Origin of the sequence: Corynebacterium lemuris (assembly GCF_024919295.1) — a bacterium.
GTDB lineage: Bacteria > Actinomycetota > Actinomycetes > Mycobacteriales > Mycobacteriaceae > Corynebacterium > Corynebacterium lemuris.
The window spans coordinates 145,764-172,615 of sequence record NZ_JANWTC010000005.1; the positions used below are offsets into that span (position 1 = coordinate 145,764).

The 26,852-nt window shown below is 68.5% G+C and carries 26 protein-coding genes; 7 read left to right on the forward strand and 19 right to left on the reverse strand.

Translation table 11 applies throughout. From position 1 onward, the window contains the following. Positions 1 to 74: 74 nt before the first annotated feature. The 6 genes from fbaA to NYP18_RS08675 all read right to left on the reverse strand — a co-directional run bounded on the left by fbaA (position 75) and on the right by NYP18_RS08675 (position 5,880). Positions 75 to 1,106, reverse strand: a complete 1,032-nt coding sequence (gene fbaA / locus NYP18_RS08650; protein WP_259427792.1) for a class II fructose-bisphosphate aldolase — start codon at positions 1,104 to 1,106, stop codon at positions 75 to 77. A 146-nt stretch (positions 1,107 to 1,252) separates the two neighbouring features. Beyond that, the gene (locus tag NYP18_RS08655) at positions 1,253 to 2,452 is read right to left on the reverse strand and encodes a glycoside hydrolase family 76 protein (RefSeq protein ID WP_259427832.1); all 1,200 of its coding nucleotides are present in this window, start codon (positions 2,450 to 2,452) and stop codon (positions 1,253 to 1,255) included. Between the two features lie 78 nt (positions 2,453 to 2,530). After that, positions 2,531 to 3,184, reverse strand: coding sequence for a TrmH family RNA methyltransferase (locus tag NYP18_RS08660; protein WP_259427793.1), 654 nt, complete (start codon positions 3,182 to 3,184; stop codon positions 2,531 to 2,533). Next, positions 3,165 to 3,719, reverse strand: coding sequence for an orotate phosphoribosyltransferase (gene pyrE / locus NYP18_RS08665; RefSeq protein ID WP_259427794.1), 555 nt, complete (start codon positions 3,717 to 3,719; stop codon positions 3,165 to 3,167). The genes NYP18_RS08660 and pyrE overlap by 20 nt, the downstream gene beginning before the upstream one ends. Positions 3,720 to 3,796: 77 nt before the next feature. Beyond that, positions 3,797 to 4,969 (reverse strand): TtfA family protein, encoded by a 1,173-nt coding sequence (locus NYP18_RS08670; protein ID WP_259427795.1) that lies wholly within the window; start codon positions 4,967 to 4,969, stop codon positions 3,797 to 3,799. Positions 4,970 to 5,040: 71 nt separating this feature from the next. After that, positions 5,041 to 5,880, reverse strand: coding sequence for a sulfurtransferase (locus NYP18_RS08675; protein WP_259427796.1), 840 nt, complete (start codon positions 5,878 to 5,880; stop codon positions 5,041 to 5,043). Between the two features lie 81 nt (positions 5,881 to 5,961). Here NYP18_RS08675 and NYP18_RS08680 point away from each other — a divergent pair, with 81 nt between their 5' ends. Continuing rightward, complete coding sequence (locus NYP18_RS08680) at positions 5,962 to 7,284, forward strand: MFS transporter (RefSeq protein WP_369415250.1); 1,323 nt, start codon at positions 5,962 to 5,964, stop codon at positions 7,282 to 7,284. Between the two features lie 9 nt (positions 7,285 to 7,293). On the opposite strand, the gene NYP18_RS08685 is transcribed toward NYP18_RS08680, so the two are convergent. The 5 genes from NYP18_RS08685 to NYP18_RS08705 form a co-directional block, all read right to left on the reverse strand. Then, positions 7,294 to 7,689, reverse strand: coding sequence for a DUF4265 domain-containing protein (locus tag NYP18_RS08685; RefSeq protein ID WP_259427798.1), 396 nt, complete (start codon positions 7,687 to 7,689; stop codon positions 7,294 to 7,296). 10 nt (positions 7,690 to 7,699) lie between these two features. Then, complete coding sequence (locus NYP18_RS08690) at positions 7,700 to 8,875, reverse strand: glucose-1-phosphate adenylyltransferase family protein (RefSeq protein ID WP_259427799.1); 1,176 nt, start codon at positions 8,873 to 8,875, stop codon at positions 7,700 to 7,702. A 52-nt stretch (positions 8,876 to 8,927) separates the two neighbouring features. Beyond that, positions 8,928 to 9,215, reverse strand: a complete 288-nt coding sequence (locus NYP18_RS08695; protein ID WP_259427800.1) for a DUF7218 family protein — start codon at positions 9,213 to 9,215, stop codon at positions 8,928 to 8,930. Positions 9,216 to 9,284: 69 nt separating this feature from the next. Beyond that, complete coding sequence (gene clpB / locus NYP18_RS08700) at positions 9,285 to 11,846, reverse strand: ATP-dependent chaperone ClpB (protein ID WP_259427801.1); 2,562 nt, start codon at positions 11,844 to 11,846, stop codon at positions 9,285 to 9,287. Positions 11,847 to 11,989: 143 nt separating this feature from the next. Next, positions 11,990 to 13,339 carry a sodium/glutamate symporter gene (locus tag NYP18_RS08705; protein WP_259427833.1) on the reverse strand — a complete coding sequence of 450 codons (1,350 nt, stop codon included), beginning with the start codon at positions 13,337 to 13,339 and terminating at the stop codon, positions 11,990 to 11,992. Positions 13,340 to 13,509: 170 nt separating this feature from the next. Between NYP18_RS08705 and NYP18_RS08710 the strand changes: the two genes are divergently transcribed. Next, complete coding sequence (locus NYP18_RS08710; protein WP_259427802.1) at positions 13,510 to 14,682, forward strand: NAD(P)-binding domain-containing protein; 1,173 nt, start codon at positions 13,510 to 13,512, stop codon at positions 14,680 to 14,682. Continuing rightward, entirely contained in the window at positions 14,679 to 15,746 is a 1,068-nt protein-coding gene (locus NYP18_RS08715) for an LLM class flavin-dependent oxidoreductase (RefSeq protein WP_259427803.1), read from the forward strand. The genes NYP18_RS08710 and NYP18_RS08715 overlap by 4 nt, the downstream gene beginning before the upstream one ends. Here the strand turns inward: NYP18_RS08715 and NYP18_RS08720 are convergent. The 4 genes from NYP18_RS08720 to NYP18_RS08735 are packed head-to-tail and all read right to left on the reverse strand — an operon-like array spanning position 15,743 to position 18,817. Continuing rightward, positions 15,743 to 16,702 carry an ABC transporter substrate-binding protein gene (locus NYP18_RS08720; protein WP_259427804.1) on the reverse strand — a complete coding sequence of 320 codons (960 nt, stop codon included), beginning with the start codon at positions 16,700 to 16,702 and terminating at the stop codon, positions 15,743 to 15,745. The genes NYP18_RS08715 and NYP18_RS08720 overlap by 4 nt on opposite strands. Further along, positions 16,699 to 17,373: an ABC transporter permease gene (locus NYP18_RS08725; protein ID WP_259427805.1), complete on the reverse strand. Its 675-nt coding sequence runs from the start codon at positions 17,371 to 17,373 to the stop codon at positions 16,699 to 16,701. Before NYP18_RS08725 ends, NYP18_RS08720 begins: the two co-directional genes overlap by 4 nt. Beyond that, a complete protein-coding gene (locus NYP18_RS08730) occupies positions 17,370 to 18,014 on the reverse strand; it encodes an ABC transporter permease (RefSeq protein ID WP_259427806.1) in 645 nt (214 codons plus the stop codon). The genes NYP18_RS08725 and NYP18_RS08730 overlap by 4 nt, the downstream gene beginning before the upstream one ends. Then, positions 18,011 to 18,817 carry an ABC transporter ATP-binding protein gene (locus NYP18_RS08735; RefSeq protein WP_259427807.1) on the reverse strand — a complete coding sequence of 269 codons (807 nt, stop codon included), beginning with the start codon at positions 18,815 to 18,817 and terminating at the stop codon, positions 18,011 to 18,013. Before NYP18_RS08735 ends, NYP18_RS08730 begins: the two co-directional genes overlap by 4 nt. A gap of 114 nt (positions 18,818 to 18,931) precedes the next feature. Between NYP18_RS08735 and NYP18_RS08740 the strand changes: the two genes are divergently transcribed. Together NYP18_RS08740 and NYP18_RS08745 are read left to right on the forward strand one after the other, a co-directional pair. Continuing rightward, the gene (locus NYP18_RS08740; RefSeq protein ID WP_259427808.1) at positions 18,932 to 19,945 is read left to right on the forward strand and encodes an alpha/beta fold hydrolase; all 1,014 of its coding nucleotides are present in this window, start codon (positions 18,932 to 18,934) and stop codon (positions 19,943 to 19,945) included. 22 nt (positions 19,946 to 19,967) lie between these two features. Further along, positions 19,968 to 21,134, forward strand: coding sequence for an FAD-binding oxidoreductase (locus tag NYP18_RS08745; RefSeq protein ID WP_259427809.1), 1,167 nt, complete (start codon positions 19,968 to 19,970; stop codon positions 21,132 to 21,134). A 6-nt stretch (positions 21,135 to 21,140) separates the two neighbouring features. On the opposite strand, the gene NYP18_RS08750 is transcribed toward NYP18_RS08745, so the two are convergent. Beyond that, the gene (locus NYP18_RS08750) at positions 21,141 to 21,944 is read right to left on the reverse strand and encodes a carbon-nitrogen hydrolase family protein (protein ID WP_259427810.1); all 804 of its coding nucleotides are present in this window, start codon (positions 21,942 to 21,944) and stop codon (positions 21,141 to 21,143) included. A gap of 90 nt (positions 21,945 to 22,034) precedes the next feature. On the opposite strand from NYP18_RS08750, the gene NYP18_RS08755 reads away from it, so the two are divergent. Together NYP18_RS08755 and NYP18_RS08760 are read left to right on the forward strand one after the other, a co-directional pair. Beyond that, a complete protein-coding gene (locus NYP18_RS08755) occupies positions 22,035 to 22,289 on the forward strand; it encodes a hypothetical protein (protein WP_259427811.1) in 255 nt (84 codons plus the stop codon). Then, the gene (locus NYP18_RS08760; protein WP_259427812.1) at positions 22,289 to 23,482 is read left to right on the forward strand and encodes an alpha/beta hydrolase; all 1,194 of its coding nucleotides are present in this window, start codon (positions 22,289 to 22,291) and stop codon (positions 23,480 to 23,482) included. Before NYP18_RS08755 ends, NYP18_RS08760 begins: the two co-directional genes overlap by 1 nt. Here the strand turns inward: NYP18_RS08760 and exaC are convergent. The 3 genes from exaC to dnaJ all read right to left on the reverse strand — a co-directional run bounded on the left by exaC (position 23,452) and on the right by dnaJ (position 26,841). Next, positions 23,452 to 24,972, reverse strand: a complete 1,521-nt coding sequence (gene exaC, locus NYP18_RS08765; protein WP_259427813.1) for an acetaldehyde dehydrogenase ExaC — start codon at positions 24,970 to 24,972, stop codon at positions 23,452 to 23,454. The genes NYP18_RS08760 and exaC overlap by 31 nt on opposite strands. A gap of 209 nt (positions 24,973 to 25,181) precedes the next feature. Further along, positions 25,182 to 25,523, reverse strand: coding sequence for a heat shock protein transcriptional repressor HspR (locus tag NYP18_RS08770; protein WP_439648078.1), 342 nt, complete (start codon positions 25,521 to 25,523; stop codon positions 25,182 to 25,184). Between the two features lie 130 nt (positions 25,524 to 25,653). Beyond that, entirely contained in the window at positions 25,654 to 26,841 is a 1,188-nt protein-coding gene (gene dnaJ / locus NYP18_RS08775) for a molecular chaperone DnaJ (protein ID WP_259427814.1), read from the reverse strand. Positions 26,842 to 26,852 lie beyond the last annotated feature (11 nt).

Below are 26,852 nucleotides of genomic sequence, written 5' to 3' on the forward strand. Positions count from 1 at the left end.
TAGACCCTAGTGAAAGAAGCGGCGGCCCCGCGCTGTGGACTGCGCGGGGCCGCCGGGAAGGGGTGTGGGGTCGACTACTTGACGGTCTTGCCCACGGAGTGCAGGTCCTGGCATGCCTCGATGACACGCTCGGACATGGACTGCTCGGCCTTCTTCAGGTAGGAACGCGGGTCGTAGGCCTTCTTGTTGCCGACCTCGCCGTCGATCTTGAGCACGCCGTCATAGTTCTCGAACATGTGCGACGCGACCGGGCGGGTGAACGCGTACTGGGTGTCAGTGTCCACGTTCATCTTGATGGTGCCGTAACGCAGCGCCTCCTCGATCTTCTCCTTCTCGGAGCCGGAGCCGCCGTGGAAGACAAAGTCGAAGGGCAGGGCGTCGTCGCCGAGACCCAGCTTCCGGCGGGCGACCTGCTGGCCCTCGAGCAGGATCTCCGGGCGCAGCTTGACGTTGCCCGGCTTGTACACGCCGTGGACGTTGCCGAAGGTGGCGGCCAGCAGGTAGCGGCCGTTCTCACCGGTGCCGATAGCGTCGATGGTCTTCTCGAAGTCCTCGGGGGTGGTGTAGAGGTTGGCGCCGGCCTTGGCCTCGACGCCGTCCTCCTCGCCACCGACGACACCAATCTCGATCTCGAGGATGATGTTCGCCTTGCGGGACTTCTCCAGCAGTTCCTGGGCAATTCCGAGGTTCTCGTCGATCGGAACCGCGGAACCGTCCCACATGTGGGACTGGAACAGCGGCAGCTGGCCGGCGTCGACGCGCTCCTGGGAGATGGCCAGCAGCGGGCGCACGAACTCGTCGAGCACCTCCTTCTGGCAGTGGTCGGTGTGCAGTGCAACGTTGACGCCGTAGTGCTTGGCAGCCTCATGTGCGAAAGCGGCGAGGGCAACCGCGCCGGCGACCTTGTTCTTCACACCCAGACCGGAGCCGAACTCGGCACCGCCGGTGGAGAACTGGATGATGCCGTCAGACTCCGCCTCTGCGAAGCCCTTCAGCGCAGCGTTGATGGTCTCCGAGGAGGTGCAGTTGATGGCCGGGAAGGCGTAGCCGCCCTCCTTGGCCCGATCGAGCATCTCGTTGTAGATCTCGGGAGTCGCGATAGGCATAGGGTGATCCTCCAGGTTGTCGGTCGCTTCACCGGCCGATTGTGCTTTCAGGTCCGGTGTCCGCACCCCAGTATGCCTGCCCGTGACACGTTCCGCTCGCGCCAACGCCTGTAATCCCGGTCGCACTCCCCCCGAACCGGGCAGGATCAGGGTTTACGGTTGTCCGTTTCGGCGATGACGCGGGCAGCAGCCTCCAGCAGCATCCAGCCGGAGAGCTGGACGGACAGGTCGCGTTCGTCGATACGCAGGACCCCCAGGGCCTCCGGGAGCGTGGAGGGAGCCAGCCCGTAGTTGTGGGGCAGGCGGGCATCCGCCGTCCAGTCAGTGGCGAAGACCGGCAGGCCGTCAACCTCCAGGCGGCGGTTCCACACGGATTCCGCGGAGACCAGCACGAGACGGGCGGCGATCTTCTTGGCGGCCCGGTTCGCGGGACTGTCCGAGGGCAGGCGTACCGCGACGTCCGCGAGGTAGCGGGCGAGAATCCCCTTGAACAGACCGCCGTCACCGTCACCGGTCTGCCAGTCGATGACCCCGGCGGGGGTGGCCATGTGCACGGCCACGGCCTGCACGAGGGAACGCACGCGGGTGATGTACGGCATCGCCTCGTCGATCGCCTCGGCATCCGCCACCCCGGCAATGCGGTCGGCGGGATCGAAACCCGCCTCCCGACGCAGAGCCAGGGCGATCTCCAGGTTCGCACCCAGGACCACCCCCTGACAGTAGGGGTGCAGATCGCGGACCAGCTCAGGCCCGTGCATCCGCATGCGCATGCCGTCCATCACCAGACCCTCATCGTCAATGAGATGGTCATGGATCCACTCCATGATGGTGCGGGCCGTGTCGAGCCGCCCGGTGCGGGCCATCATGATCGCCGCCGGACCGTTGGAGGGAACGTTGTAGAACATCTCCCCCGTACGCCACGGCAGGACACCAGTCAGGGAGTCGATACCCTCGATGAGGTCCTTCTCCAGGGCCGTGACGGCCGTCGGCATGGGCACCTCCGGCAGGGAGCCGGCACGGCGCAGCGCCAGCGCCAGCCACGCCTTGTCGTCGTAGTAGCGGTTGCCGGTCAAGGGGCCGAGGTTGCGGGCCTGGATGCCGTTGACGGTGTAACGGATGAACTTCCGGCGGGCCCGGGTGGGGCGTCGCAACGCCGCATCGACCAGGCAGTCCAGATAGTGGGCCTGCCACCAGTAGTGCCAGTGGTGGAAGAGGCCTTCCTTGCTCGTCGGTGGCCAGCTGACCACCGCGAGGTTGGTCCGTGGCATCCCCCACACGCGCCGGGCGTGGCGCTCATTGATGGCGGATTCCGCCAGGTCGGCGCGGTGCGCCCAGGTTTCCTGCACGTTAGTCTCGTCGCTCCCGAAGGTCATGGTGTTACAGCTTCTTCATCACACTATGATAACGATTTCTCGGGAACTGCGTCACCAGGCGTTACCGGGTTCCCCGTGCTGGCGGACCCAGGCGTGCATGGCGATACCTGCGGCGACCCCCGCGTTGATGGAGCGGGTGGAGCCGAACTGCGCGATCGAGCATGTCATCAGGGCACCCTCGGCGGCCTCGGGGGTGATACCCGGCCCCTCCTGGCCGAACAGCAGGAGACATTCCCGCGGCAGGGTGGCCGTCTCCAGCGGAATCGAGCCGGGGGTGTTGTCGATGGCCACCACCGTCAGATCATTGCGGATCGCCCAGACCAGCAGGGAATGGACATCCGGATGATGCATGAGGTGCTGGTAGCGGTCGGTGACCATCGCACCGCGCCGGTTCCACCGCCGGCGTCCGACGATGTGGACCGTGTCCACCGCGAAGGCATTGGCGGTGCGCACGACGGTACCGATGTTGGCGTCGTTTTCGAAGTTCTCGATCGCCACGTGCAGCGGGTGCCGCCGCTTATCGATGTCCGCCACGATCGCCTCGCGCGACCAGTAACGGTAGGCATCCATGACGTTGCGGCGGTCACCGTGTTCGAGCAGCTCCGGGTCATAGCGTTCACCGGTGGGCCACTCCCCTTCCCAGGGGCCGACCCCGTGCCTGCCCTCACCCCACTCGGTGGGGCCCTTAAGCGAGTCCAAGATCATCCAGGCCCAGCAGGTGGCGGTACTCCAGACCCTCCGCGCGGATGACCTCATCCGCCCCGGTCGCCCGGTCGACGACGGTCGCTACACCGACGACCTCCGCGCCGATCTCGCGCAGCGCGGCGACAGCGGTCAGCGGGGAGTTCCCGGTGGTCGTGGTGTCCTCCACCACGAGCACCTTCTTCCCCACCACATCCGGGCCCTCCACGCGGCGCTGCATGCCGTGCTTCTTGGCCTCCTTGCGCACGACGAAGGAATCGATGGGGCGGCCTCCGGCGTGCATGACGGCGGTGGCCACCGGATCCGCGCCCAGGGTCAGCCCACCCACGGACGCGAAATCCCAGTCTGCGGTGAGCTCGCGCAGGAGTTCACCGATCAGGCTGGAGGCCCGGTTGTGCAGGGTCGCCCGCCGCAGGTCGACGTAGTAGTCGGCCTCCTTGCCCGAGGACAGGGTCACTCTGCCGTGGACCACGGCAAGTTCCTTGACCAGCTCAGCCAGTTCGGCGAGCTTCTCCTGGTTGACGGCGGGGTTCGTCATGACGCGGGGTCCTCCTGGGGCCGAAGAAGAATATCTGTTGTCAACCAGCATAGATTCACGGCCCACGCGGGGGTCGATCAGGCCTTCGGCCCGTCCCCGAATATCGAGGGACCACGGCGCAGATCCCGCGGCATCTGCACGCCCCGGGGATGGTCACGGTGCGAGCCGTCCGCGATCGGGGCGACTTCGTCTGCTCCCACGGTGGGTGGTTCCACCACACCGCGGGCGACCGGCAGCCGCCGACTGGGCATGTCGAGCGGCTCCTCCGGACGCTGCACGAGGGGCCGTGCCCCGCCTTCCGCACCACCTGCGACCAGTTCCAGCACCCCGAAACCGGGCTTCGGTGGATCGGCCATCTGGCGGGTGGGGTCCATGCCGTCCAGCTGGAGGATATACGTCGCGGTGGTGCGCGGGGGCAGTGCGCGGGCAGCATCGGCGAGCAGGGCGAGCGGGGCGAGCATCTGCTCCCAGTCCCCGGAGTGGGAGCCACGCCCGGTCTGGGCGAGGACCCAGTCCGACTCCAGCCACACGGCGGTGACAATCGCCGGCAACTGTCCGAGAGCCGTGGTCACCCGCTCATCCACCAGCCGCTCCGCCACACCCGTGTCCGTGGCCAGCACCCGGAAATCCTCCAACGTGAACGCCTCGATGAGGTCCGGGGAGGACTCCTGCTCGGGTGTGCCCACCCGGCGCGCGTCAATGACCACGTCCGAGGCCGCACCCCGACGCACCGCCATGACGTTCACCCCACCCAGGTCCATGAGCACCATCTCGTGGCCGAAGGCCTGTCCGCTGACGATGTCCTTCGCGGCCGCGCCGCTGGCGGCGGCCCCGCGGGACCATTCGTCGTTGAGCCAGTCGTCGGAACGGGAGAACTCGAAGCCCTTGTCCTCCGCCCAGGAACGGCGCTCACGGCGCAGGGAGCCGGGCAGGGTCAACCCGGTGCGCCGCTCCGGTACAACCACCGGGGCAGGGGGTGGCGGGGCGGGGGCCTGGGTTTCAGTGGTGTCCTCCCCCGTCGATTCCGGTTCCACGACTGCTACGGGTTCCGGTTCGGCTACAAGCTCAGCCACAGGCTCAGGAATCGGCTCCGGATCCGCTGCTGCGTCCACGGGAGCCTCCTCCGGGACGGTCTCCGTCGCGGGCGCAGGTTCGGGCCGGTCCGCGGTCCGCTGACGGGCGTCGAGACGCCACAGCAGAGCCGCCGCACCGGCGGCAAGCGCAGCGAGAGCAAAGGCAATGATGGACATCACCCTCGACAATAGTGCGCAGGAGCCCCTCCGCGGGGCTGATGCACGTTCATCGGTTCGCCGCAGGTCCGCTAGAGGCCGCGCTCAACCGGGTTGGCGGGGTCAGCGGACCACTGGGACCAGCCGCAGACATAATGCGCGGCGGCACCCAGGCCAGCATGGTCCATGGCGGCCAGCAGCAGGGCGGAATGGTTGCCCGAACCGGAGTAGACGATGGCCCCCTCACCGGAGGTGATGCCGTGGCCCGCGAAGATCTCCCGGACCTCCTCCCGCGGACGGATCATCTGGTCCTCGTCGTAGAACGCGTCTGCGGGGATGTTCACCGCACCCGGGATGTGACCCGCCTTGAGGTCCAGGATCTCGCGCTGGCCGGCGAAGCGGCGGGGCTCGCGTGCGTCGATGAGCAGCCCACCTGCGTCGATGTGCCCGCGCACATCGTCTATGTCAGCGACCGGCAGCGCCCCGGCCTTCACGGTGCCGCCGTTGGGTGTGACGAAGTTGCCCGGACCACCGACGATCGGCAGGTTGCGGCGGTCCCAGGCGCGCAGACCGCCGTCCAGGACCTGCACATCACTCAGCCCCGCCCAGCGCAGCATCCACCACGCCCGGGCGGCCATGAGCCCACGCCCCTCGTCGTAGACCACGACCCGACTGTGGTCGCTCAGACCCCAGCGCCGGAACCAGCCCTGCAGCTGGTGCGGTTCGGGCATGGGGTTGCGCCCCTGGCCGGAACCGGGAACACCTGCCAGGGCGGAGGCCGGGTCACAGAACAGGGCGGTCGGCACATGCTCGGACTTGAATCGGCGGTAGCCCGCCCCCTCCTGCGGTGCCCAGAAGGCCCCGAGAACGGTCTGTCGACGGGCGTGGTAGATGTCGTCGCGCAGGTCCTGTGCAGTCACAAAAGTGCTCATACCCCGGGAGTGTAGAGGGGGTTCTGCTCCACCGCAGAATCCACATATGATATCCCTGTGCGGCCATTCCACCATGTGCTGGTGAACACTCTGCTCGCGAACATCACGACGAGCTTCCTCTGGTTCTGCCTCGCCTTCTGGGTCTACCTGGAAACCCGTAACGTCGGCCTGACCGGTGTGATCAACGGCCTGTACATGGTTCTGCTGACGGTCGGCTCCGTCTTCTTCGGTTCCGTTGTCGACCACCACCGCAAGAAGACGGTCATGGTCTTCGCCGCGACCACCACGCTGGCCTTCTTCGGTCTCGCCGCGCTCGTGTGGATCCTGTGGGTCGACCCGGGACAGGTGCGTGCCGACGACCCCGCCATCATCGCCTTCGCCATCCTCGTCCTGGCCGGCGCCGTGGTCGAGCAGATGCGCAACATCGCCCTGTCTACGACAGTGACGCTGCTGGTTCCTGAGTCCGGGCGGGACCGGGCCAACGGTCTGGTCGGCATGGTGCAGGGCATCGCCTTCTTCATCACCTCGGTGTTCTCCGGGCTGTCGATCGGCTACCTGGGTATGGAGACCTCCCTGTGGATAGCCCTGGGGCTGACAATCCTGGCCCTGGTCCACCTGCTGCCCATCCGGATCCGGGAGACGGGCATCGTCACCACCGCCGATCCGGACGGTGCGGGGGACGTGACCACCGCCGGTCTGGATCTGCGCGGCTCCTGGGCGGCCATCCGGATGGTCCCGGGACTGCTGGCCCTGATCCTGTTCTCCTCCTTCAACAACCTCATGGGTGGGGTCTACACCGCACTCATGGACCCCTACGGCCTGGAGATGTACGGCCCGCAGCTGTGGGGTGTGGTCCTGGCGGTGACCTCCGCCGGGTTTATCCTCGGCGGGCTGGCGGTGTCGAAGGTGGGGCTGGGGAAGAACCCGGTGCGGACCCTGCTCCTGGTCAACCTTGTGGCTGCCCTGATCGGCGGGGTCTTCACACTGCGGGAATGGTGGTGGCTCTTCGCCCTGGGCATGCTCGTCTTCATGTCGATCACGCCCGCCGCGGAGGCCGCAGAACAGACGATCCTGCAACGGGTGGTGCCCTTCCGCCAGCAGGGCCGGGTCTTCGGCCTGGCGATAGCGGTGGAGATGGCCGCCAACCCGGTCTCCGGGATCCTCGTGGCGGTGGTGGCGCAGGCCTACGTCATCCCGTGGATGACCACCCCTTCCGGGCGTGGCATGTTCGGCTGGCTGCTCGGCGAGGGCGACACCCGCGGGATGGCGCTGATGGTGGTGGCCGCCAGTCTGGTGATGCTGGTGGTGGTCATCCTCGCCTTCTTCTCCCGCCCCTACCGCCGGCTCTCGGAGTATTACGCGAACACGAGCCAGGATGTGGCGGGGCAGGCCGCGCAGAGCTGAGCCGGCCGGCTAATCAGGTGCGATCTGCACGACGCCCTGCTCCGCCAGATCGTCCAGGTAGGCCCGGATCCCCTCCCCCGGTGCGTCCGGGGGCAGATTGAGGACCAGCAGATCGGGCAGCGGATGTTCCAGACGGCAACCCATGGCCGCCAGACGCCGGCGGAGGGCGGGGAGGAAGGGGGTGTCGACAAGCAGACGCAGGGTGGTGTTGCCCCCGGGCACGACCACGCGGTCGATATGGAGGCTGCCGCCGACGGTGACGCAGGAGACGATGTCACCGAGCGCGAGTCCCTCGGCCACGACCGGGATGGAGTGCAGGACATAATGCCCGCCACCCAGCGGATCAGCGGCGAGTTCCTCGGAGTCGACACCCGGCAGTGCCACCGGCGCGATGAGAATGACCATGTCGGCTGCGCTACGGGGTGAGCGCGTCACCCTGGTCGGTGGAGGAACCGTCGACCAGGACGGTGATGTTGCCGGGGCCCGGTTTCGTCCGGCCGACGCGCCCGGTGGGGATGGTGACCCCGTGGTCGGCGATGACGGACTCCAGGTGCGCCCCGGCCGGGACGACGGCATCGCCGATGAGCACCGAGCGCGACACCTTCGCCCCCTTCTCCACCGTGACCCCGGGGCCGATGAGGCTGTGCTCGACCTCGCCGGCGATGCGGGCCCCGGGGCAGACCATGCTGGCGGACACGGAGGCACCGTCGTCGATGCGGGCCGGATAGCTGACGGCCAGATTGCCCAGCACCGGCCAGTCGGGGTGGTCGAACCGGATACCGGTGCCCTCGATGAGTTCCATGTGCGCCCGGAAATAAGCGTCGATGGTGCCCAGATCCCGCCAGTAGCCGCCCATCCGGTACTCGTGCGTCCGCCCCTGGGCCACCAGGTGCGGGACGATCGTCTCACCGTAGTCCCCCAACCGGGAACCGTCGGCGTCCGGGTCGTCGCCGAGGAGCTCGTCGATGGCCCGGACCAGCGCCTCGAAACGGTAGATGAAGACCTCGGTGGCGACGACCTGACCGGCCGGTTCCTCCGGCTTGTAGTCGTAGGAGGTGACCACCCCCTGCCTGTCCGAGCTGACCACACCGTAGCGGGAGGGGTCCTCGTCGATCTCCGTGGTCACGATCGTCAGGTCACTGCCTCGTTCCCGGTGCTGCGCCAGTACGGGGCGGAGATCCAGCTGGTAGAGATGGTCGGCACTGAGTACGACGACGGTGTCCGCCCCGAACTCCGCCAACGCATCCAGCTGCTGGAACAGCGCATGGCCGTTGCCCTCGGAGAAGCCGTCCCGGTCGTTGCCGTCCCGCTCCCCGGGCGGCAGGATCCGCAGTCCCCGGCGGGTGCCGTCCAGGTCCCACGGTCGGCCACCGGCCAGATGCCGGTTGAGCAGACCGGGACGGTACTGCTCGACGATCCACACGTCGCGCAGGCCCGAGTGGGCCAGGTTGGAGAGTGGGACGTCGATGAGCCGGTAGGAACCGGCCAGCGGCACCGCCGGTTTCGGACGGGAGTCGGTCAGCGGGGACAGTCGGCTGCCGCGCCCACCCGCAAGGATGAGGGCGACCACGGTGGAGGCATCGTCGTTCATGGGGACATGGTACGGCGGTTCATCCGTCGGCTGCGGAACGGTGCGGACGCGCTCAATGGTCCCGCAACGCCGTGATCAGCTCATCCTTCTTCATCGAGGAACGGCCCGCAATGTCCAGCTCGGCGGCCCGCTTGCGTAGTTCGTCGACGGTCCAGTCCTCGTAGCTGCCGGCCCGGCCGCCCTTCCCGCCCACCTCCTCCCGGGAGGTGTTCGCCGCAGCGTTGGCGATGCGGGCGGCCTTCTCCTTGCTCGCACCGTCCTCCCGCAGGGATTCGTAGAGCTCGCCGTCCTTGACCGACGGTCCGCCCGGGGTTTTCTCGGGGTTCTTGTCCTGTGCCATGACCCCGAGGGTAGTGGCGGAACGACGAAGTGCGCGGTCGTGTGGGGACCGCGCACTTCAGCAGCACTTTTAGCGGGCTCGGCCGACCTCCAGGGACTCACCACCGTCGGCGACATCGACGTGGACGGTGTCGCCGTCCCGGATGTCACCGGCGAGCAGTTCCCTGGCCAGTCGGTCACCGATCGCCTGCTGGATGAGGCGGCGCAGCGGCCGGGCACCGTAGGCCGGGTCGTAACCGCGGTCCGCGAGCCAGGACTTCGCCGCATCGGAGACCTCCAGACTCAGGCGACGGCCCGCCAGTCGGGCGGCCAGCTGGTCGATCTGGATGTCCACGATGTGGGTCAGCTGCTCCCGCGACAGCGGATCGAAGATGACCACGTCATCGAGACGGTTGATGAACTCCGGCTTGAAGGTCCGCTTCACGGCCTCCATCATCTGCTCGCGGGTACCGCCGGCCCCCAGGTTCGAGGTGAGGATGAGGATCGTGTTGCGGAAGTCCACTGTGCGACCCTGGCCGTCGGTGAGCCGACCCTCGTCGAGCACCTGCAGCAGCACATCGAAGACATCCGGGTGCGCCTTCTCCACCTCGTCGAAGAGCACGACGGTGTAGGGGCGGCGGCGGACCGCCTCGGTGAGCTGGCCGCCGGCGTCGTAGCCGACGTATCCCGGAGGGGCACCGACGAGACGGGCGACGGAGTGCTTCTCGCCGTACTCGGACATGTCGATGCGCACCATGGCGCGCTCATCGTCGAAGAGGAACTCCGCCAGCGTCTTCGCCAGTTCGGTCTTGCCCACACCGGTGGGGCCGAGGAAGAGGAAGGAGCCGGTCGGACGGTCCGGATCCGCGACGCCGGCGCGGGCGCGGCGGGTCGCGTCCGAGACCGCCTGCACCGCCTCGTGCTGCCCGACGACCCGGTTGCCCAGGACCTTCTCCATGGCCAGCAGCTTCTCGGTCTCACCGGCGAGCATCTTGCCCGCCGGGATACCCGTCCAGGCGGAGACGACCTCGGCGATGGTGTCGGGGGTGACCTCCTCGCTGAGCATGGCGTTGTTGGCACCCTCGGCGACCTCGGCCTCGGCAGCCTCGACCTCCTTCTCCAGCTCCGGGATCCGGCCGTAACGCAGCTCGGCCACACGGCCGTAGTCGCCGTCGCGCTCGGCGATCTCGGATTCCTGGCGCAGCTTCTCCAGCTCCTCCTTGGCACCGCGGACCTTGTCGATGGAGGACTTCTCGTTCATCCACCGGGCCTTGAGCTCACCGAGCTTCTCGCGCTCGTCGGCGAGTTCGGAGCGCAGCTTCTCCAGCCGGTCCCGGGAGGCGGCGTCGGTCTCCTTCTCCAGGGCGACCTCCTCGATCTCGAGGCGGCGGACGATGCGCTCCAGCTCATCGATCTCCTGCGGGGAGGAGTCGATCTCCATGCGCAGCCGGGAGGCGGCCTCATCGACCAGGTCGATGGCCTTGTCCGGCAGGAAGCGGTTGGTGATGTAGCGGTCCGACAGGGTCGCGGCGGCCACCAGCGCGGAGTCCTGGATGCGCACGCCGTGGTGGACCTCGTAGCGCTCCTTGAGACCGCGGAGGATACCCACGGCATCCTCGACGGAGGGTTCGCCGACGTAGACCTGCTGGAAGCGGCGCTCCAGGGCGGCATCCTTCTCGATGTACTTGCGGTACTCGTCGAGGGTGGTGGCACCGACCAGGCGCAGCTCACCACGGGCGAGCATCGGCTTGATCATGTTGCCCGCATCCATGGCGGACTCGCCGGAGGCACCGGCGCCGACGATGGTGTGCAGCTCGTCGATGAAGGTGACGATCTGGCCGTTGGAGTTCTTGATCTCATCCAGGACGGCCTTGAGCCGCTCCTCGAACTCGCCCCGGTATTTCGCGCCCGCGACCATCGAGCCCAGATCCAGTGAGACCAGGGACTTGCCCTTGAGGGACTCCGGTACATCCCCGGCCACCATCCGGCGGGCCAGGCCCTCCACGATGGCGGTCTTGCCCACGCCGGGTTCACCGATGAGCACCGGGTTGTTCTTGGTGCGGCGCGAGAGCACCTGCACGACGCGGCGGATCTCCGAGTCACGGCCGATGACCGGGTCGATCTTGCCTTCCCGCGCGCGGGCGGTGAGGTCGGTGGAGTACTTCGCCAGGGCCTGGAACTGGCCCTCCGGGTCCTGGGTGGTCACCTTGGTGGAACCGCGCACGGAGGGGAACGCCCCCTTGATGGCGTCGTAGGTGGCGCCGCGGCCGGTCAACAGTTTCGCGGCATCGGAGTCCCCGCGGGCGATACCCGCCATGAGCACCTCGGTGGAGACATACTCGTCACCGAGCTCGCCGGCCAGTTCCTGGGCGGCGGTCAGGGAGTTGAGTGCGTCCCGGTTGAAGTTGGGGTTGGCCAGGTTGGCCCCGGCGGCCTTCGGGTAACCGTCGACCAGTTCCTGTGCCTCACGGGCGACGGTCTCCGGATCAACACCGGTCGCCTTGAGCACCGGCGCGGCAATGCCGTCCTGCTGTTCCAGGATGGCGGCCAGCAGGTGTGCCGGGCGGATGTCCGGGTTGCCGTTGGCGGAGGCCTGCTGCAGTGCAGCCTGCAGTGCCTCCTGGGTCTTGGTGGTGGGATTGAACGAGCTCACGCCACGTTTCCTTTCTCTTTTTATTCGTCTACTACCAGTAGTAACGCCTCAAGAGTTGAGTCTGTTCCACTCAAGGGAAAAATATCTGAGTCAGGCGCGCTCAAGTTTAGTCCGTGCAGCGGGGCCCCGGCAGTCCCCCGACGTCAGCTGTCTGCGGCGGCGGACGCCTTCCGCTGTCGGCCCGGCGTCCTCTTCATGGCGATCGGCACCACCAGCACGGCCACCGCAATGAGCAGCGACAGCCAGCCGAAACCGGCCGTCAGTCCCACCAGGACCGCGATGGGGGCGAGGATCGTCATACCGATCTCGAAGGGGGCGAAACCGACGTAGGCGACGCCGTACTCGTTGAGAGTGCCGGACTTGAGCTTCGGGTCGACGATCTTGAGCAGTGCGATGCCCGTGGCGACGGCCGCGGTGGCCCAACCCCAGGAGAAGATGCCGCGCTCGAGCCACTTCTCGCCGAAAAATTCCGGGGAGAGGAGGAAGAAGACCAGTACGCAGTAGACGATGCCCAGCACGAAGAGGATGAGGAGGGGAATCCAGTAGTCCGCGATCGCGGCCGGGACGATGGAGGCCACACCGAAGGCGATGAGGTAGTCGGTGGCCGCACCGGACATGGAGCTGACGGTGGGCTTGTCCAGGAGATCCTTCCGCCCGAGTGCCCCGAGCAGGATGCGGCCGAGCAGGCCGATCACGAAGGCCATGGCGAAGAGCGGGATGGAGACGCTGGGGAAGACGTCGTTGATGAATCCGTTGGCCAGGTAGGCGATGAGCACCGACAGCAGCACGAAGCCCAGATGGAGGGCCAGCGGCTCGATCGCGGAAGGGTTGGTCGTGGCCCTGCCGATGGAGGGACGGGCCTTGAGATCATCGATGTACCCCGAGCGCAGGTCCCAGGGCAGCTTCTTCGGCATGGTCGACGTGCGCCCGGTGCGGATGCCCCAGCTGGTGAAGATGAGTCCGCCGACGATGGCGGCGAGCGTGCCCACCGTGGCGGACATGAATCCCAGGGAACTGGCCGCCACCGCCCCTGCATCCTCCAGGGAGCTTCCCACCGCGGCGGCGGTGCCGAAGCCACCGACGAAGCCGACGGGCAGCATCATGCCGAACCAGTCCTCCGTGTCGAAGACCGGCTGGAAGAAATAGACGCCGAGGAGGATGAACAGTCCCCACTGCCCCATGAACATGCCGGTCGAGTAGGACCACATGTTCTTGGCGCCGGTGCGCACTGAGGAGGTCAGGTCCATCGAATAGGCCATGGAGGCGAATACGAAGGCGATGAGGATCGAGGTGTACGAGCCGATCTGATCGGAGAAGTTGATCCAGCCCAGGACCTGCGGACCGAAGATGAGGCCGAGAAGTCCGGCCGTGATCGAGGCGGGGATGAGCAGTCGCTGGAACAGGCCGACCTTCCGCCGGAGCAGGTTTCCGATGATCATGAGCAGGGAGATCCAGCCCACGTCAACGAGCAGACTGTAGGGGGTGTAGTCCACGGCGTTATCCATTTCTTTCCGGCGCGGACCAGCCGGTGGACGGGTGGGCCCAGACTGGTACGCGCATATTCTGTGTCGGCCCTCACTCTAACCCGACCGCCCGATCGCGCCCGACCTGCCCCGTCACCATCGTTGTTGACATATCATCAATAACTGTTAGGGTGGGTCCCATGAACTACCGCGCCATCATCATCGGCGCCGGTCAGGCAGGCCTGGCGGCCGCCCACGAACTCCACCGCCGAGGCTTCACCACCGGCCCCGACTCCGACATCCTCATCCTCGACGCCAACGACGGCCCGGGCGGGGCCTGGCGGCACCGCTGGGACTCCCTGACGCTGGGCAGGTCCCACGGCATCGCCGACCTCCCCGGCCTGGCCATGGACCGCCCCGATCCGCAGGTCCCGGCCTCCACCCTCGTCGCCGACTATTACGGCTCCTACGAGGAGGAGTTCGGCCTGCAGGTCATGCGGCCGGCCCCCGTCCGCCGCGTGGAACCGGTCCACCCGACCGACCCCGACTCCCAGCTGCAGGTCACGCTGGTCAACGGCCGCAGCTTCACCGCCGACATGGTCCTCAACGCCACCGGCACCTGGGACAACCCCTACATCCCCTACATCCCGGGCATCGAGAGCTTCCGCGGCCGCCAGCTGCACACCAAGGGCTACACCCGCAGGGAGGACTTCACCGGCCTGCGCACCCTGGTCGTCGGCGGCGGCCTGTCCGCTGTGCAGTTCCTCCTCGAGCTGGCCCCGGTCACCGAAACCATCTGGGCGACCCGCCGCCCGCCGAACTTCACCGCCCGGGAATTCGACGCCGGCTGGGGCCTGGCCGTGGAGAAGGCCGTCCGTGAACGCACCCACTCCGGCCTGCCCGCCGCCTCCGTGGTGCGCACCACCGGCATCCCCCAGATCCCCGACTACCTGGACGGTGTGTCCGACGGGACGCTGATCTCCCGGGGCATGTTCGACCGCATCACCGGAAACGGCGTCGTGTTCGGCGAGCCTGACAGTCAGCACGCGGAAGGCCACGGGCCGTCGAGAAGCGATGAGCTGCAGGTGCCGGAGTCCTGGGACCCGCTGCCCGCCGGTACCGAGCTGAAGGTGGACGTCATCTTCTGGAACACCGGCTTCCGCCCCGCCATGCGCCACCTCGCCCCGATGCGCCTGCGCGGCCCTGAAGGTGGCGTCCTCCTGGCGGATGAGGTCACCCCGGCGCGCGACAACCGCATCCTGCTCGTCGGCTACGGCTCCAACGCCTCCACCGTGGGTGCCACCCGCGCCGGCCGCCTCGCCGGTCGCCGGGCCGCCCGCAACCTCGAACAGAAAGTAGTATCAGCAGCGTGAAAGCCTTCGGATTCTTAAGTTTCGGCCACTACGCCATTGGCAACCAACCCGGCCCCGACGCCGCGGAGACCCTCAAACAGGCGCTGGAGCTGGCGCAGGCCGCCGACGAGATCGGTGTCAACGGCGCGTATTTCCGCGTCCACCACTTCGCTCCGCAGGGGGCCTCCCCGATGCCGTTGCTGGGCGCCATCGCCGGCTCCACGAAGCACATCGAGGTGGGCACCGGCGTCATCGACATGCGCTACGAGAACCCCCTCCACTTCGCGGAGGAGGCCGCCGCCCTCGACCTGCTCTCCGACGGCCGTATCGCCCTCGGGGTGTCCCGGGGATCACCGGAGCCGGCCCGGCGCGGCTGGGAGGCCTTCGGCTACCAGGCGCAGCAGGACAGCGGCGCGGACATGGCGCGGGCGAAATTCGAGCTCTTCCTCAACGCCATCGACGGCTACGGCGTGGCCGAGGCCGCCCCGGCGGAGGAGCAGTACCCGCGGATGTACCAGCCGGGCACCCCGCTGCCGGTCTTCCCGCATTCCCCCGGTCTGCGCCGCAACATCTGGTGGGGCGCCGGCTCCCACTCCACCGCCGAGCAGGCCGCCCGCGACGGGGTGAACCTCATGAGCTCCACGCTGGTCTCCGAGGCTGACGGCTCCACCCTCGGGGAGATCCAGGCCGAGCAGATCGCCCGCTACCGGGCCGCCTGGGCCGAGGCCGGCCACGACTGGGCCCCGCGGGTGTCCGTCTCCCGCTCGATCTTCCCCATCATCGACGATCGTTCCCGTGAGCTCTTCGGCCTGCAGGCCACCGGCCGTGACCAGATCGGCTCTCTCGGTGAGGGTGCCCCGGTGACCTTCGGCCGCACCTACGCCGCGGAGCCGGACGTGCTCATTGAACAGCTGCGTGCCGACGCCGCTGTCCAGGCCGCCGACACCCTCATGCTCACCGTTCCCAACCAGATGGGTGTGGAGGTCAACCTGTCCATCCTGGAGGCCTTCGCCGGGCACGTCGCCCCGGCGCTGGGCTGGATCCCCGCGGACCGGGGGCCGGTGGAGGGTTACCCCGTCGGCTAGGAATGCTGGTCGACGAAGTCCCGGGCGATGACCGGGGCCTCGGCCTTCTCCTCCCCGATGTTGCGCAGGTTCATCTCCACCAGCGCCTCGGTGCTCAGGTGCTCATTGATGCCGTTGATCGCGTCGATCGCCTCCTGCGGCAGCTCACCGGACCGCATGAGCGGGACGACGTTCTGCGGCAGGATGAGCATCTCGGGGTCCTCGAGGGTGACCAGGTCCACCTCGTTGCCCTCCGAATCCAGCAGCGGTGAGGTGGTGTAGATGTCCGCCACCTCTGCGGTGCCCTCCAGCAGGGTGGCCACGGTCAACGGGCCACCGCCGTCGGAGATCGGCACCATGGAGATCTTCTCCGCATCCACCCCGTAGACACCACTCAGGCCGGTGGGCCCGTAGGGACGTTCCTCGAACTCCGGGTTCGCCGCGATGCGCACCTGGTCCAGGTTGTCCAGGTCCGCCAGGGTGACCAGCTCGTATTCATCGGCGAGCTCCCGGGTCACCCGGTAGGCGTCCTTGGACTCACCCTCCGCGTACTCCCCCACCTCCGTGCCCTCCGGCAGGCTGTCCTGCAGGAGGGCGTAGACCTCATCGGTGTCCGAGCCCGCGGCCAGCTCAGCGTCCCCCTCCCCGGTGAGGAAGTACTGGGTGAGGTTGCCGGTGTACTCCGGCACCAGGTCGATGCTGCCGCCCTCCAACGCCCGGAGGTAGACCTCGCGCGAACCGATGCCGGAGCTCATCTCCACCTCGAAACCGGCGTCCTCGAGGGCCGCGGCCCAGATCTGGCCGATGATCTCGGATTCGGGGAAGTTCGCGGTGCCCAGGACGATCGTGTCCGTCTCCCCCTGCGCGGTGGTAGCGGTGGGATCAGAGGCCACCGGATCCTCGGAGGTGCAGGCGGTCAGCGCCAACCCCAGGAGGGCGGCGGCTGCGGTCAAGGTACGGGGGGAACGGATGCTCACGGGACACTTCCTCTGGGTTTGACTTGTCGTTGCAGGACCGCCAGAACCAGATCGACCACGAGTGCCAGAGCGGTGACCAGCAGTGCTCCCGCCAGCATCTGAGGGTAATCCCGCAGCGCCAGGCCGTCGATGAGATACCTGCCCAGTCCTGACAACCCAATGTAGGCGACGACTGTGGCCGTCGCCACAACCTGGACGACGCAGGAACGCAGGCCGCCGACCATGACCGGCGCAGCCAGGGGCAGCTCCACCCGGCCGAGAATCTGCCACTCGCTGAAACCGCTGGCCCGGGCGGAATCGGTCACCGCCGGCGGCACGGCGGTCAGCCCTGCCACGGTGCCGGCGAGCAGGGGCGGGACCGCCAGGGCCACCAGCACGATGGTGGCGGGCACGACGGGCATCCGCACCCCTATGCTCATCTCCACCGTCAGCCAGGTCAGCAGCCCCAGGGAAGGCAGGGCCCGCAGAGCGCCTGAGACCGCGAGCACACCGTCGGCACCGCGGCGGGTGTGCCCCACCCACAGCCCCAGGGGCAGCGCGACGAACAGGGCGATCCCCACCGCGAGGCCGGTGTAGAGGAGATGGTCGAGCAGCCGTTGGGCGATTCCGCCGGGCCCGGCCCACCGGTCGGGGTCGGCGATGAGTTCCCAGGCCGCGCTGAGGTGGTTCATCCGATTCTCCGCTGCCACGGCAGCAGCAGGCGGCCGAGGAGGACCAGGGCGGCGTCGAAAAGCACGGCGAGCACGACCGTGCCCACCAGCCCCACGAGGATCTGGGTGGGGAAGGAACGCTGGAACCCCTCCGTGAACAGGGTGCCGAGGGAGGCCACCCCGATGAGCGCACCCACGGAGATGAGGCTGATGGTGGAGGCGGAGACCACCCGGATGCCGGCGAGCAGCCCCGGCCCGGCCAGGGGCAGGTCCACACTGAGCACGCGGCGCCAGGGGCGGTGGCCGATGGCGACGGCCGCCTGGCGGGCACTGTCCGGCACGGTGTCGAAGGCGTCGGCGCTGGCCCGGACCTGCAGGGCGATGCCGTAAAGAGTCATGGCGGCGATGACGTTGAGGGGCGAGAGGATCGAGGTGCCCAACACCAGCGGCATGGCCACGAACAACGCCAGGGAGGGGATGACATAGAGCAGCCCCGTGGCGATGACCAGCACCTCACGCAGCCGACGGTAGCGGTGTGCCAGCCAGCCGGCGGGCAGCGCCAGGAGGAAGGAGGCGACGATCGGCGGCCAGGCGAGGTTGACGTGCGCCCAGGCCAGGTCGAGGATCCGCCCGGAGTTCGTCCACACCCAGTCCCATCTCATTCGAGCACCCCCCGCACGCGACCGTCCCGGTCGACCAGCACCTGCTTCCCCTCGTGCTCCCGGATGCTCAGCAGGCGGGTGTCACCGCCGGTGAACTCCCGGACCACCTCGGTGGCGGGGGAGGTGATGAAGTCCTCCGCGCTGCCCACCTGCTGGACGGTTCCACCCTCCCCCAGCAGGACGATCTCATCACCCAGGCGGAAGGCCTCGTCGATGTCATGGGTGACCATGAGGATGGTTGTCTCGGTCGACTCCTTGATGGCCAGCACCTCCTCCTGCAGACCGCGGCGCACCACGGGATCCACGGCACCGAAGGGCTCGTCCATGAGCAGGATGTCGGGATTGGCCACCAGGCCGCGGGCCACACCGACGCGCTGGGCCTGCCCGCCCGACAGTTCCGCCGGGTAACGCGAACCCAGGGCCGGGTCCAGGCCCACCAGCCGCAGCATCTCCGCGGCCCGTTCGCGGGCCGCCGTCCGCCCCACCCCGTTGAGGCGGGCCACAGCAGCGATGTTCTCGGCCACCGTCCGGTGCGGCAGCAGACCACCGTGCTGCATGACATAGCCGATGGAGCGGCGCAACCCGACCGTGTCCCCGCCGCCGATGTCCTCCCCGCGGACGAGCACCCGGCCGGAATCCGGGGAGACCATGCGGTTGACCATGCGCAGCAGCGTGGTCTTCCCGCAGCCGGAGGGGCCGACGAACACGGTGGTCGTGCCGCGCCGGACCCGGTGGCTGAAGCCTGCGACGGCAGGCCGGGGACTGCCCGGATAGGTCTTGCTGACGTCGTCGAACTCGATCATGTCTGTGCTCTCCCCGCGGTCGGTGGCCGGTGACAACCAAGTTTAGGTCGGCGGACGGAACCGGTGTACCGGGTGCCTCCCCCGGCGTAGGGTCGGGGGTGTGAGGAGGCGCCCGTGACCCGCCCACCAGAATCCCGCCGACGGAGAATCGTGGTCTGGCTGGCATTCACCTCTGTCAGCGTCGTGGCGATCGCCTCCACCACCGCGCTGCTGGGCTCCGGCCCCGAGGTGGGCCACTGGCGCAGCGCCGCGGCCCAGGAGACCTACACGCAGGCACACGCGGAACTCATCGCGCAGCTGCCCGCACAGCCCGAGCTTCTCGACATCCCCGTCACCCACGGCACCGTCCGCGTCCTCCACTGGCCGGGCGGGGACGATGGTGCGGAACAGGAGCCGGTGCTGCTGCTCCCGGGGCGTTCCTCCGGCTCGGCGCAGTGGGTGGAGAACCTCCCCGGGTGGATCGGCACCCGCCCCATCTACGCGCCTGATCCGCTGGGGGACGCCGGCTTCTCCGCCCAACGGCTGCCCTTCACCGGTATCGGCGACCAGGCCGATGCCTGGGCGGAGGTCATGGCAGGCCTGGGGATCGACGCGGCCCACGTGGTCGGCCACAGTTTCGGCGCCGCCCAGGCCGCCAACCTCGCGGTCCGGCATCCGGAGCGGATCCGCTCCCTGGCCCTGTTCGAACCGGTGATGGTGCTCGACTCCCCACCTGCCTCCGTCTACTTCTGGGCCACCGTCGCCTCCCTGCCGCTGCCGGCCGCCTGGCGCGAGGAGGCCCTTGCCCGGATCGGGGGCACCACCGCCGATGAGGTGCGTGGGGCAGGCCCCATGGGGGCACTCATCGACGCCGCCGCCAGGGGCTACGCCGCTGCCCTGCCCACCCCCGGGGTACTGCCCGAGGAGCAGTGGCGGGTGCTCACCACCCCGGTGCGGGTGGACCTGGGTGGCCGGCAGTCACTCAGTGGTTCCGGGGCAGCCGAACGTGCCCGGGAGGTGCTCCCGCAGGCCACCGTCACCGTCTGGCCCGAAGGCACCCACTCCCTGCCCATGGATCAGCGGCCGGATTTCGACCTGATCCTGCCCCGATTCTGGGAGGAGTCCAGGTCAGCGGCGACCGGGGACTGAACCGGCAGGCACAATGGTGGACATGGATTCGGCGACTCTTCTCGATACCGGTGCCACCCTGCGGGAACGCAGCGACGAGTTCCGGGACGTGGTGCAGCAGCGCTTCTACCAGGAGGTCCTGGAGGCCCGGCAGGCCTTCCCCATCTCCCTGCGCCACACCCATGTCGAGCTCGCCGCCGCCTGTGCCTGGGTCCTCGAGCGCACCCCGCGTACCGGGGCACTGCCCGCAGAAATCCTCGACCGGCTGCGCCAGCTCGGCCGGGACCACCGCCGCTACGGCTTCCCCGCCGAGATCTACCCCGCCTTCGCCACCGCCCTGGACCACGGGCTGCACACGTTGGAGGTCCCCGCCGCCGACGCCGCCTCCCGCGCCCTGGCGAGCGTGTGCAAGGTCATGGCCGATGCTGCCCGGAAAACCGACGCACAGGGTGTGGCCCCGGCCTGGTCCGCTGAGGTTCTCGGCGTGCAGCGGCGCACCCGCCACATCAGCGTCGTGCGTCTGGAGGCCGGTGTACCCGTCCCCTACCGCGCCGGCCAGCACCTGCCCGTGACCACCACCTATCTGCCTGGGGTATGGCGGATGCTCTCCCCCGCCCTGCCGCCCAACGACTTCGGCCAGCTGGAGTTCCACATCCGGACCCTGGCGGACTCCGACATCTCCCAGCTGCTGGCCCTGCCCAGGCCAGGCGACTACTGGCTCTTCGGCACCCCCCGCGGTGACCTGCAGGTCAGCGGAGAACGCGACGTGCTCATGATCGCCCACGGCACCGGGCTGGCCCCGCTGCGCGCCATCCTCTTCGACATGCTCGACTGGGAGGAGCGTCCCCGGGTACACCTGTTCGTCGCCGCCGGGTACCCCGGGGAGCTCTACGACCTCATGGGTCTGTGGAACCTGGCGGTGGTCAGCTCCTGGCTGTCGGTCGTCCCCGTCGTCGAACACCCGAGGGACGCCTGGTGGGTCGGTGCCACCGAGGATTCCCGTGCCCCACGCGGACTGCATCTGCAGGAGACCGGGCATGTCGGCGAACTGGTGGCCTCCTACGGCGCGTGGGCCGACCGGGAGGTGCTGGTCGCCGGGGATCCGGAGGGGGTCCACGCCACCGTCGCGGCCCTCATCTCCGGTGGCACCCCGGCGGAACATATCCAGGCGGAGGCCTGGGAACCCACCGAGGAGTGGCCGCTCCCCTGAGCCCGTCTACAGCACCGGCAGTGTCTTCCGCGCCCTGGCCACCTCGTCCATGTCCAGGTCCCTGACAATGATCTCCGGCTCGTAGCCGGCCTCCGCTTCCCGACGCCCCGTCGGCCCCACCACGCAGGAATGCCCGATGCCCGTCGGCCCGCTGGCCTGCCCGGCCTGCTCCTGACCACCCGGACGGGCCTGGCCGGCCGCGACGATCCACGAGGTGGAGTCCAGCGCCCGGGCCGCGGTGAGGGTGCGCCACTGGTAGAGCTTCTCCGGACCGTCCATCCAGCTGGTGGGCACCACGATCACCTGCGCACCCCGGCGCGCCAGATCCTGGAACTGCACGGGGAAACGGATGTCGTAGCAGGTGGCCACCCCCACGGTGACCCCGTCCACCCCGAAGGTGACCAGCTCCGAGCCGGGTTTGACGGTGTCGGACTCCCGGTAGTCGAAGGCGTCGAAGGTGTGGATCTTGTCGTAGCCCAGGTGGACGTCCGGGCCGGTGACCAGGGCCGTGTTGTACACGCGGTGGAAGGCCCGGCCCTCGCGTTCGACGGTGTCAGCGGGGCGGAACATCCCGGCGACGACGGTGACCCCGAGCTCCCGGGCCAGCTCGCGCAAGCCGGTGGCGTAGTGGCCATCCAGTTCCTGGGCCTGGCTGTCCAGCCGGCCGGCGCCGAAGGCGTGGCTGGCGGCCTCCGGCAGCACGATGAGGGTGGCGCCCCGGGAGGCGGCCTCCCGGATCTGTTCCCGGGCCAGGGCGAGGTTGTCCACGATATCCCCGCCGGAGGTCAACTGCACGATTCCGATTCGCATGGCACCCACAGTATGTGGATGGGCGGTGGTTATCCACAGGTTCGCCGGTACGCGGTTGGTCTGGCCGCGGTCACGGCCCACACTGACGGCATGAACCAGATACAGCTGACCGCAGCCACCTTCGACCACCTGGGCTCCCTGCTGCGCCCCATTTCCGAGCCTCCGCCACCGGAGCTGCCCCCGGGTTCGCGTACCGCCGCGGCCCTGCACCGCGCCGGGATCGCCTGGACCGGCACCCACCGCCGGGCGGATGAGGCGCTGCGCGGGCATGTCCGGGAGGTCCGTGATCTTCTCTCCCGCGCCCGGGAACACGATTCCCGGCTCGCCGCCGGACTGGATATCTGATGCGTATCGACGCCCCTTCCCTGCGCCACGCCGCCCGACGCCTCACCGTCGACGCCGACTGGCTCGTGGGGCAGTCGGAATGGCTGTCGCGCAGTTTCGATGAGCTGCCCGCCACGGGTTTCCGGGGTCAGGCCGCGGAGTCCGCCGTGAACCGCCTCCATGTCCTGGCCCGGCCGATGGCGGCCCCACCGGCCCAGATGCTGCGGGTGGCGCAGGTGTTGTCGATGACGGCCGGACTGCAGGAGGAACTGGACGCCGCGGAGGCACGGGCCCACGGGCTGGTCGCCGGCTATGCGGGGGCTGCGGACGCGCTCAGTCTCCTGCTGCACAATCTCCGCGCGCTGGGAGATCTGCTCGATTACACCTGCGCCCGGCAGATCGACCTGCTCTGTACCCCGGTGCCGGTCGAGGGGCCGGCCCGCCTCGGTGACACCCCGGACCTGGAGGTGGCGGCCGTCCATGAACTCAACCTGCTCACCGCGCCTGAGGCTGTGCAACTGCTGGCACTGGAAGAACCTGACCTGCAGATCCTGGAGGTGGCTGACGGGCGCCTGGTGGCCGCGGTGGGTGATCTCGCCACGGCTGCGTCGGTGACCACCATTGTGGCCGGGGTGGGCTCCTCCGATCCGGCGGGGCTGCCGGTCCACCTCGACCGGGCACGCACTGTCGCCGCCGCCACGGGTGGTGCGGCGGTCCTGTGGCTGGGCTACCACGCCCCGGTGCAGGCCACCCATGCACTCGCACAGGAACCGGCCCGGGCGGCGGGTACAGAACTACAGCTCTTCCAGCGGGAGCTGACCCGGCGTTTCCCCGGTCAGCACCGCATGGTGGTCGGCCACAGCTACGGTTCCGTGGTGGCAGGGAAGGCGGCATCGGCAGGCGGTGGACTCTACGCGGATGACCTCATCCTCATCGGTAGCCCGGGCGCCGGTGTGGCCCATGCCGGGGAACTGACGCTGCTGGGTGACCGGCCGCAGATCCACGCCATGACGAACCCCTCCGACCCGATCGGAATGACCGTGACGGAGGGGGCGGGTGTCCACGGGCCGGATCCCACCGCCCCGGGTTTCGGGGCCCGGGTCTGGCCGGGGGACAGTTCGGGGGACCACAGCAGTTACTGGGCGGACCCGGTGTTTCTGGCGCGGCTGGGGGAACTGGCGGATCAGAAGAAGCCGGCGGCGTCCTCGGAGTAGGAGACGAGGAGGTTCTTCGTCTGCTGGTAGTGCGCGAGCATCATGAGGTGGTTCTCACGGCCGATGCCGGACTCCTTGTAACCGCCGAAAGCGGAGTGGGCCGGGTAGGTGTGGTACTGGTTGACCCACACGCGGCCGGCCTGGATGTCACGGCCGGCGCGGTAGGCGATGTTGCCGTTGCGGGCCCACACGCCGGCGCCCAGCCCGAAGTTGGTGTCGTTGGCGATGCGGATGGCCTCGTCGTAGTCCTGGAAGGTGGCCACCGAGAGCACCGGGCCGAAGATCTCCTCCTGGAAGATACGCATGTCGTTGGTGCCCTTGAACACGGTCGGCTCGATGTAGAAGCCCTTGTCCAGGCCCTCGATCTGCTTGACGCTGCCGCCGGTGAGGGTCTCCGCGCCCTCCTGCGGGCCGAGCTCCAGGTAACCGGAGATCTTGTCCATCTGCTCCTGGGAGGCCTGCGCGCCGATCTGGGTCTCGGTGTCGAGCGGGTTGCCCTGCTTGATGCTCTTGACACGCTCCACGGCCAGGGCCAGGAAGTCATCGGCGATGGACTCGTGGACCAGCGCGCGGGAGGGGCAGGTGCAGATCTCACCCTGGTTGAGGGCGAACATGGCGAAGCCCTCGAGGCACTTGTCCCGGAAGGCGTCGTCCTTGTCCATGATGTCCGGGAAGAAGATGGACGGGGACTTGCCGCCCAGCTCGAGGGTGACCGGGATGATCTTGTCGGCCGCGGCCTTGTTGATGATCTTGCCCACGCCGGTGGAGCCGGTGAAGGCGATCTTCGCGATGCGGTCTGAGCCCGACAGCGCCGAGCCGGCCTCATCGCCGAGGCCGTTGACGATGTTGAGCACACCGGCCGGCAGCAGATCCGCGATCTTCTCCACGAGGTAGAGCAGGGAGGCCGGGGTCTGCTCCGCGGGCTTGAGCACGATGGCGTTGCCGGCGGCCAGGGCCGGGGCGATCTTCCAGGTGGCCATGAGGATCGGGAAGTTCCACGGGATGATCTGGGCGACCACACCGAGGGGCTCGTTGAAGTGGTAGGCCACGGTGTTCTCGTCGAGCTGCGACAGACGCCCCTCCTGGGCACGCAGGGCACCGGCGAAGTAGCGGAAGTGGTCGACGGCCAGAGGGATGTCGGCGGCCAGGGTCTCGCGGACGGACTTGCCGTTGTCCCAGGTCTCGGCGACGGCGATCTCCTCGAGGTTCTCCTCGATGCGGTCGGCGATGCGGTGCAGGATCAGCGCGCGTTCGGCTGCGGAGGTCTTCCCCCAGGCCGGGGCGGCTTTGTGGGCGGCGTCGAGGGCGAGCTCGATGTCGGCGGCCTTGCCTCGGGCGACCTGACAGAACACCTCGCCGGTGACGGGGGTGATGTTGTCCAGGTACTCGCCGTCCACCGGGGCCACCCACTCGCCGCCGATGAAGTTGTCGTAGCGGTCACGGTAGTTGACGATCGAGCCCTCGGTACCGGGGTTGGCGTAGACAGTCATGTCGGTGGGTCCTTTCACGGAGGATGTACGGTCTGCCCCACACACCCTACCTGTGCCCCAGGACACAGTTGCGAAGATCTGTGGACATTATCAGCCAAGGGGGTGGTCAGCAGCGTTCACGACCGCACAGGCAGGAAAACTCCGGGGAAAAAGGGACCCGCGGTCACCCCTTCAGCAGGAGCGGTCGCGGGTCTCGGGAAGATCCCGGTTCATGCCTGGCGGCGGCGCCGCACGCGGCGGGGTTCCCACATCACAATCGCGGTGGAACGCGGCACGTGGACGAGTTCCCCGCCCCGGACACCACTGCGGCCGCGCAACCGTTCCTTCTCTGCACGCAGCTCCTCCACCTCAGTGCGGAGGCGTTCGTTCTCCTCCGAGAGCTCGATGATCGCCTTGATGCCGGCCAGGTTCACACCCTCCTCCTGGGAGAGCTGCTGGATCCAGCGCAGGAGGGCGACATCCTTGCGGGAATAGCGTCGCCCACCACCGGTGGTGCGGCGCGGGGTGACCAGTCCCATGCGGTCGTAGGTGCGCAGGGTCTGGGCGTGCATGCCGGCCAGCTCGGCGGCCACCGAGATGACGAAGACCTCGCCCAGCTCCTCCGTCGATGATTTGTCCTTGGCCTTTCCGCCGGCCTTGTCACTGTCACCGATCACAGGTCATACACCTCCTCACACTCTGCTATTTGTTCCCGGACCACCCGGTGCGCGGGTTGAATCCTGAGTCCTTCTCCGCCTGTGCATAGGTGCGCAGGGCGCTGGTGGCGGCGGCGTCGAGGTTCTTCGGCACCGTCACCTCCACGGTGACCAGGAGATCACCGGCGGTGCCGCCGCTCTTGGGCACGCCCCGGCCCCGGACACGCAGGGTGCGTCCGCTGGGTGTGCCGGCGGGCACCTTCACCTTCACCGGCGCGTCGAGGGTCGGGACCGTGACGGTGTCGCCGAGGGCAAGCTCCGCGAAGGAAACGGGCACGGTCACCTCGAGATCATCACCGGAGCGGGTGAACACCTTGTCGGCGCGCACGTGCACGGTGACGAAGAGATCGCCGGCAGGTTTACCCTGCGGCCCTGCCTCACCCTGCCCGGCCAGCCGGACCTTCTGCCCGTCAATGACGCCGGCCGGGATGCGGACGGTGAGCTGGCGGGTGCGCCGGACCGTGCCGGAACCGTGGCAGGTGGTGCACGGGTCCGTGATCACCTGCCCCGTGCCACCGCAGTTGGTGCAGGGGGCGGAGAAACCGAAGGCACCGCGGTTCTCCGAGGTGAAACCGGAACCGTGGCACACGGAACATGAGGTGGGGTTGCCCGATTTCGATCCGGAGCCGTGGCAGGTGTTGCAGGGGGCGTCGCCGGTCAGCTGAAGGGGAATCGTGGTCCCCTTGGCCGCCTCCCGGAAGTCCAGGGTGATCTCCGTCTCGACGTCCGCTCCCCGCGTCGGCCGAGCTGTGTGGCGAGCACCGCCGCCGCGGTTGAAAAGGCCACCGAAGATATCGCCCAGACCGCCGTCCGCAGAAAATCCTCCACCGGATCCTCTTCCGAAGATGTCCGAGGGGTCGAAGTCCTCCGTCTGGCGAAACCCGCCGGGGAATCCGGCACCTCCGCCTCCGCCGAAGCCACCGAAACCGCCGGAGCGCAGCATCGACTTCAGCTCGTCGTATTCCTTGCGGCGGGTCTCGTCGCCGATGACGTCGTACGCCTCGGCTGCCTTCTTGAAGCGTTCCTCGGCGGCCTGGTCACCGGGATTCTTGTCCGGGTGGTTCTCCCGGGCGAGCTTGCGGTAGGCCTTCTTGATGTCGTCTGCGGAGGCGGATGAGGAGACCCCCAGATCCGCGTAGTAGTTCTTGTCTGCCCATTCGCGTTGAACAGTCACTGGGCATCTCC

Coding starts and splice junctions, on each gene's coding strand:
- pyrE (WP_259427794.1), bottom strand. CDS start 3,719: ATGACGAACCCCGCCGTCAACCAGGAGAAGCTCGCCGAACTGGCTGAG.
- NYP18_RS08725 (WP_259427805.1), bottom strand. CDS start 17,373: ATGAACCACCTCAGCGCGGCCTGGGAACTCATCGCCGACCCCGACCGG.
- NYP18_RS08750 (WP_259427810.1), bottom strand. CDS start 21,944: ATGCGAATCGGAATCGTGCAGTTGACCTCCGGCGGGGATATCGTGGAC.
- NYP18_RS08745 (WP_259427809.1), top strand. CDS start 19,968: ATGGATTCGGCGACTCTTCTCGATACCGGTGCCACCCTGCGGGAACGC.
- NYP18_RS08670 (WP_259427795.1), bottom strand. CDS start 4,969: ATGTCCATCATTGCCTTTGCTCTCGCTGCGCTTGCCGCCGGTGCGGCG.
- NYP18_RS08685 (WP_259427798.1), bottom strand. CDS start 7,689: ATGGTCATTCTCATCGCGCCGGTGGCACTGCCGGGTGTCGACTCCGAG.
- NYP18_RS08710 (WP_259427802.1), top strand. CDS start 13,510: ATGAACTACCGCGCCATCATCATCGGCGCCGGTCAGGCAGGCCTGGCG.
- fbaA (WP_259427792.1), bottom strand. CDS start 1,106: ATGCCTATCGCGACTCCCGAGATCTACAACGAGATGCTCGATCGGGCC.
- NYP18_RS08770 (WP_439648078.1), bottom strand. CDS start 25,523: ATGCACGCCCAGACCCTGCGCACCTACGACCGCATGGGACTGGTCACC.
- NYP18_RS08675 (WP_259427796.1), bottom strand. CDS start 5,880: ATGAGCACTTTTGTGACTGCACAGGACCTGCGCGACGACATCTACCAC.
- NYP18_RS08730 (WP_259427806.1), bottom strand. CDS start 18,014: ATGAGATGGGACTGGGTGTGGACGAACTCCGGGCGGATCCTCGACCTG.
- NYP18_RS08755 (WP_259427811.1), top strand. CDS start 22,035: ATGAACCAGATACAGCTGACCGCAGCCACCTTCGACCACCTGGGCTCC.
- NYP18_RS08695 (WP_259427800.1), bottom strand. CDS start 9,215: ATGGCACAGGACAAGAACCCCGAGAAAACCCCGGGCGGACCGTCGGTC.
- exaC (WP_259427813.1), bottom strand. CDS start 24,972: ATGACTGTCTACGCCAACCCCGGTACCGAGGGCTCGATCGTCAACTAC.
- NYP18_RS08690 (WP_259427799.1), bottom strand. CDS start 8,875: ATGAACGACGATGCCTCCACCGTGGTCGCCCTCATCCTTGCGGGTGGG.
- NYP18_RS08660 (WP_259427793.1), bottom strand. CDS start 3,184: ATGATCTTGGACTCGCTTAAGGGCCCCACCGAGTGGGGTGAGGGCAGG.
- NYP18_RS08760 (WP_259427812.1), top strand. CDS start 22,289: ATGCGTATCGACGCCCCTTCCCTGCGCCACGCCGCCCGACGCCTCACC.
- NYP18_RS08735 (WP_259427807.1), bottom strand. CDS start 18,817: ATGATCGAGTTCGACGACGTCAGCAAGACCTATCCGGGCAGTCCCCGG.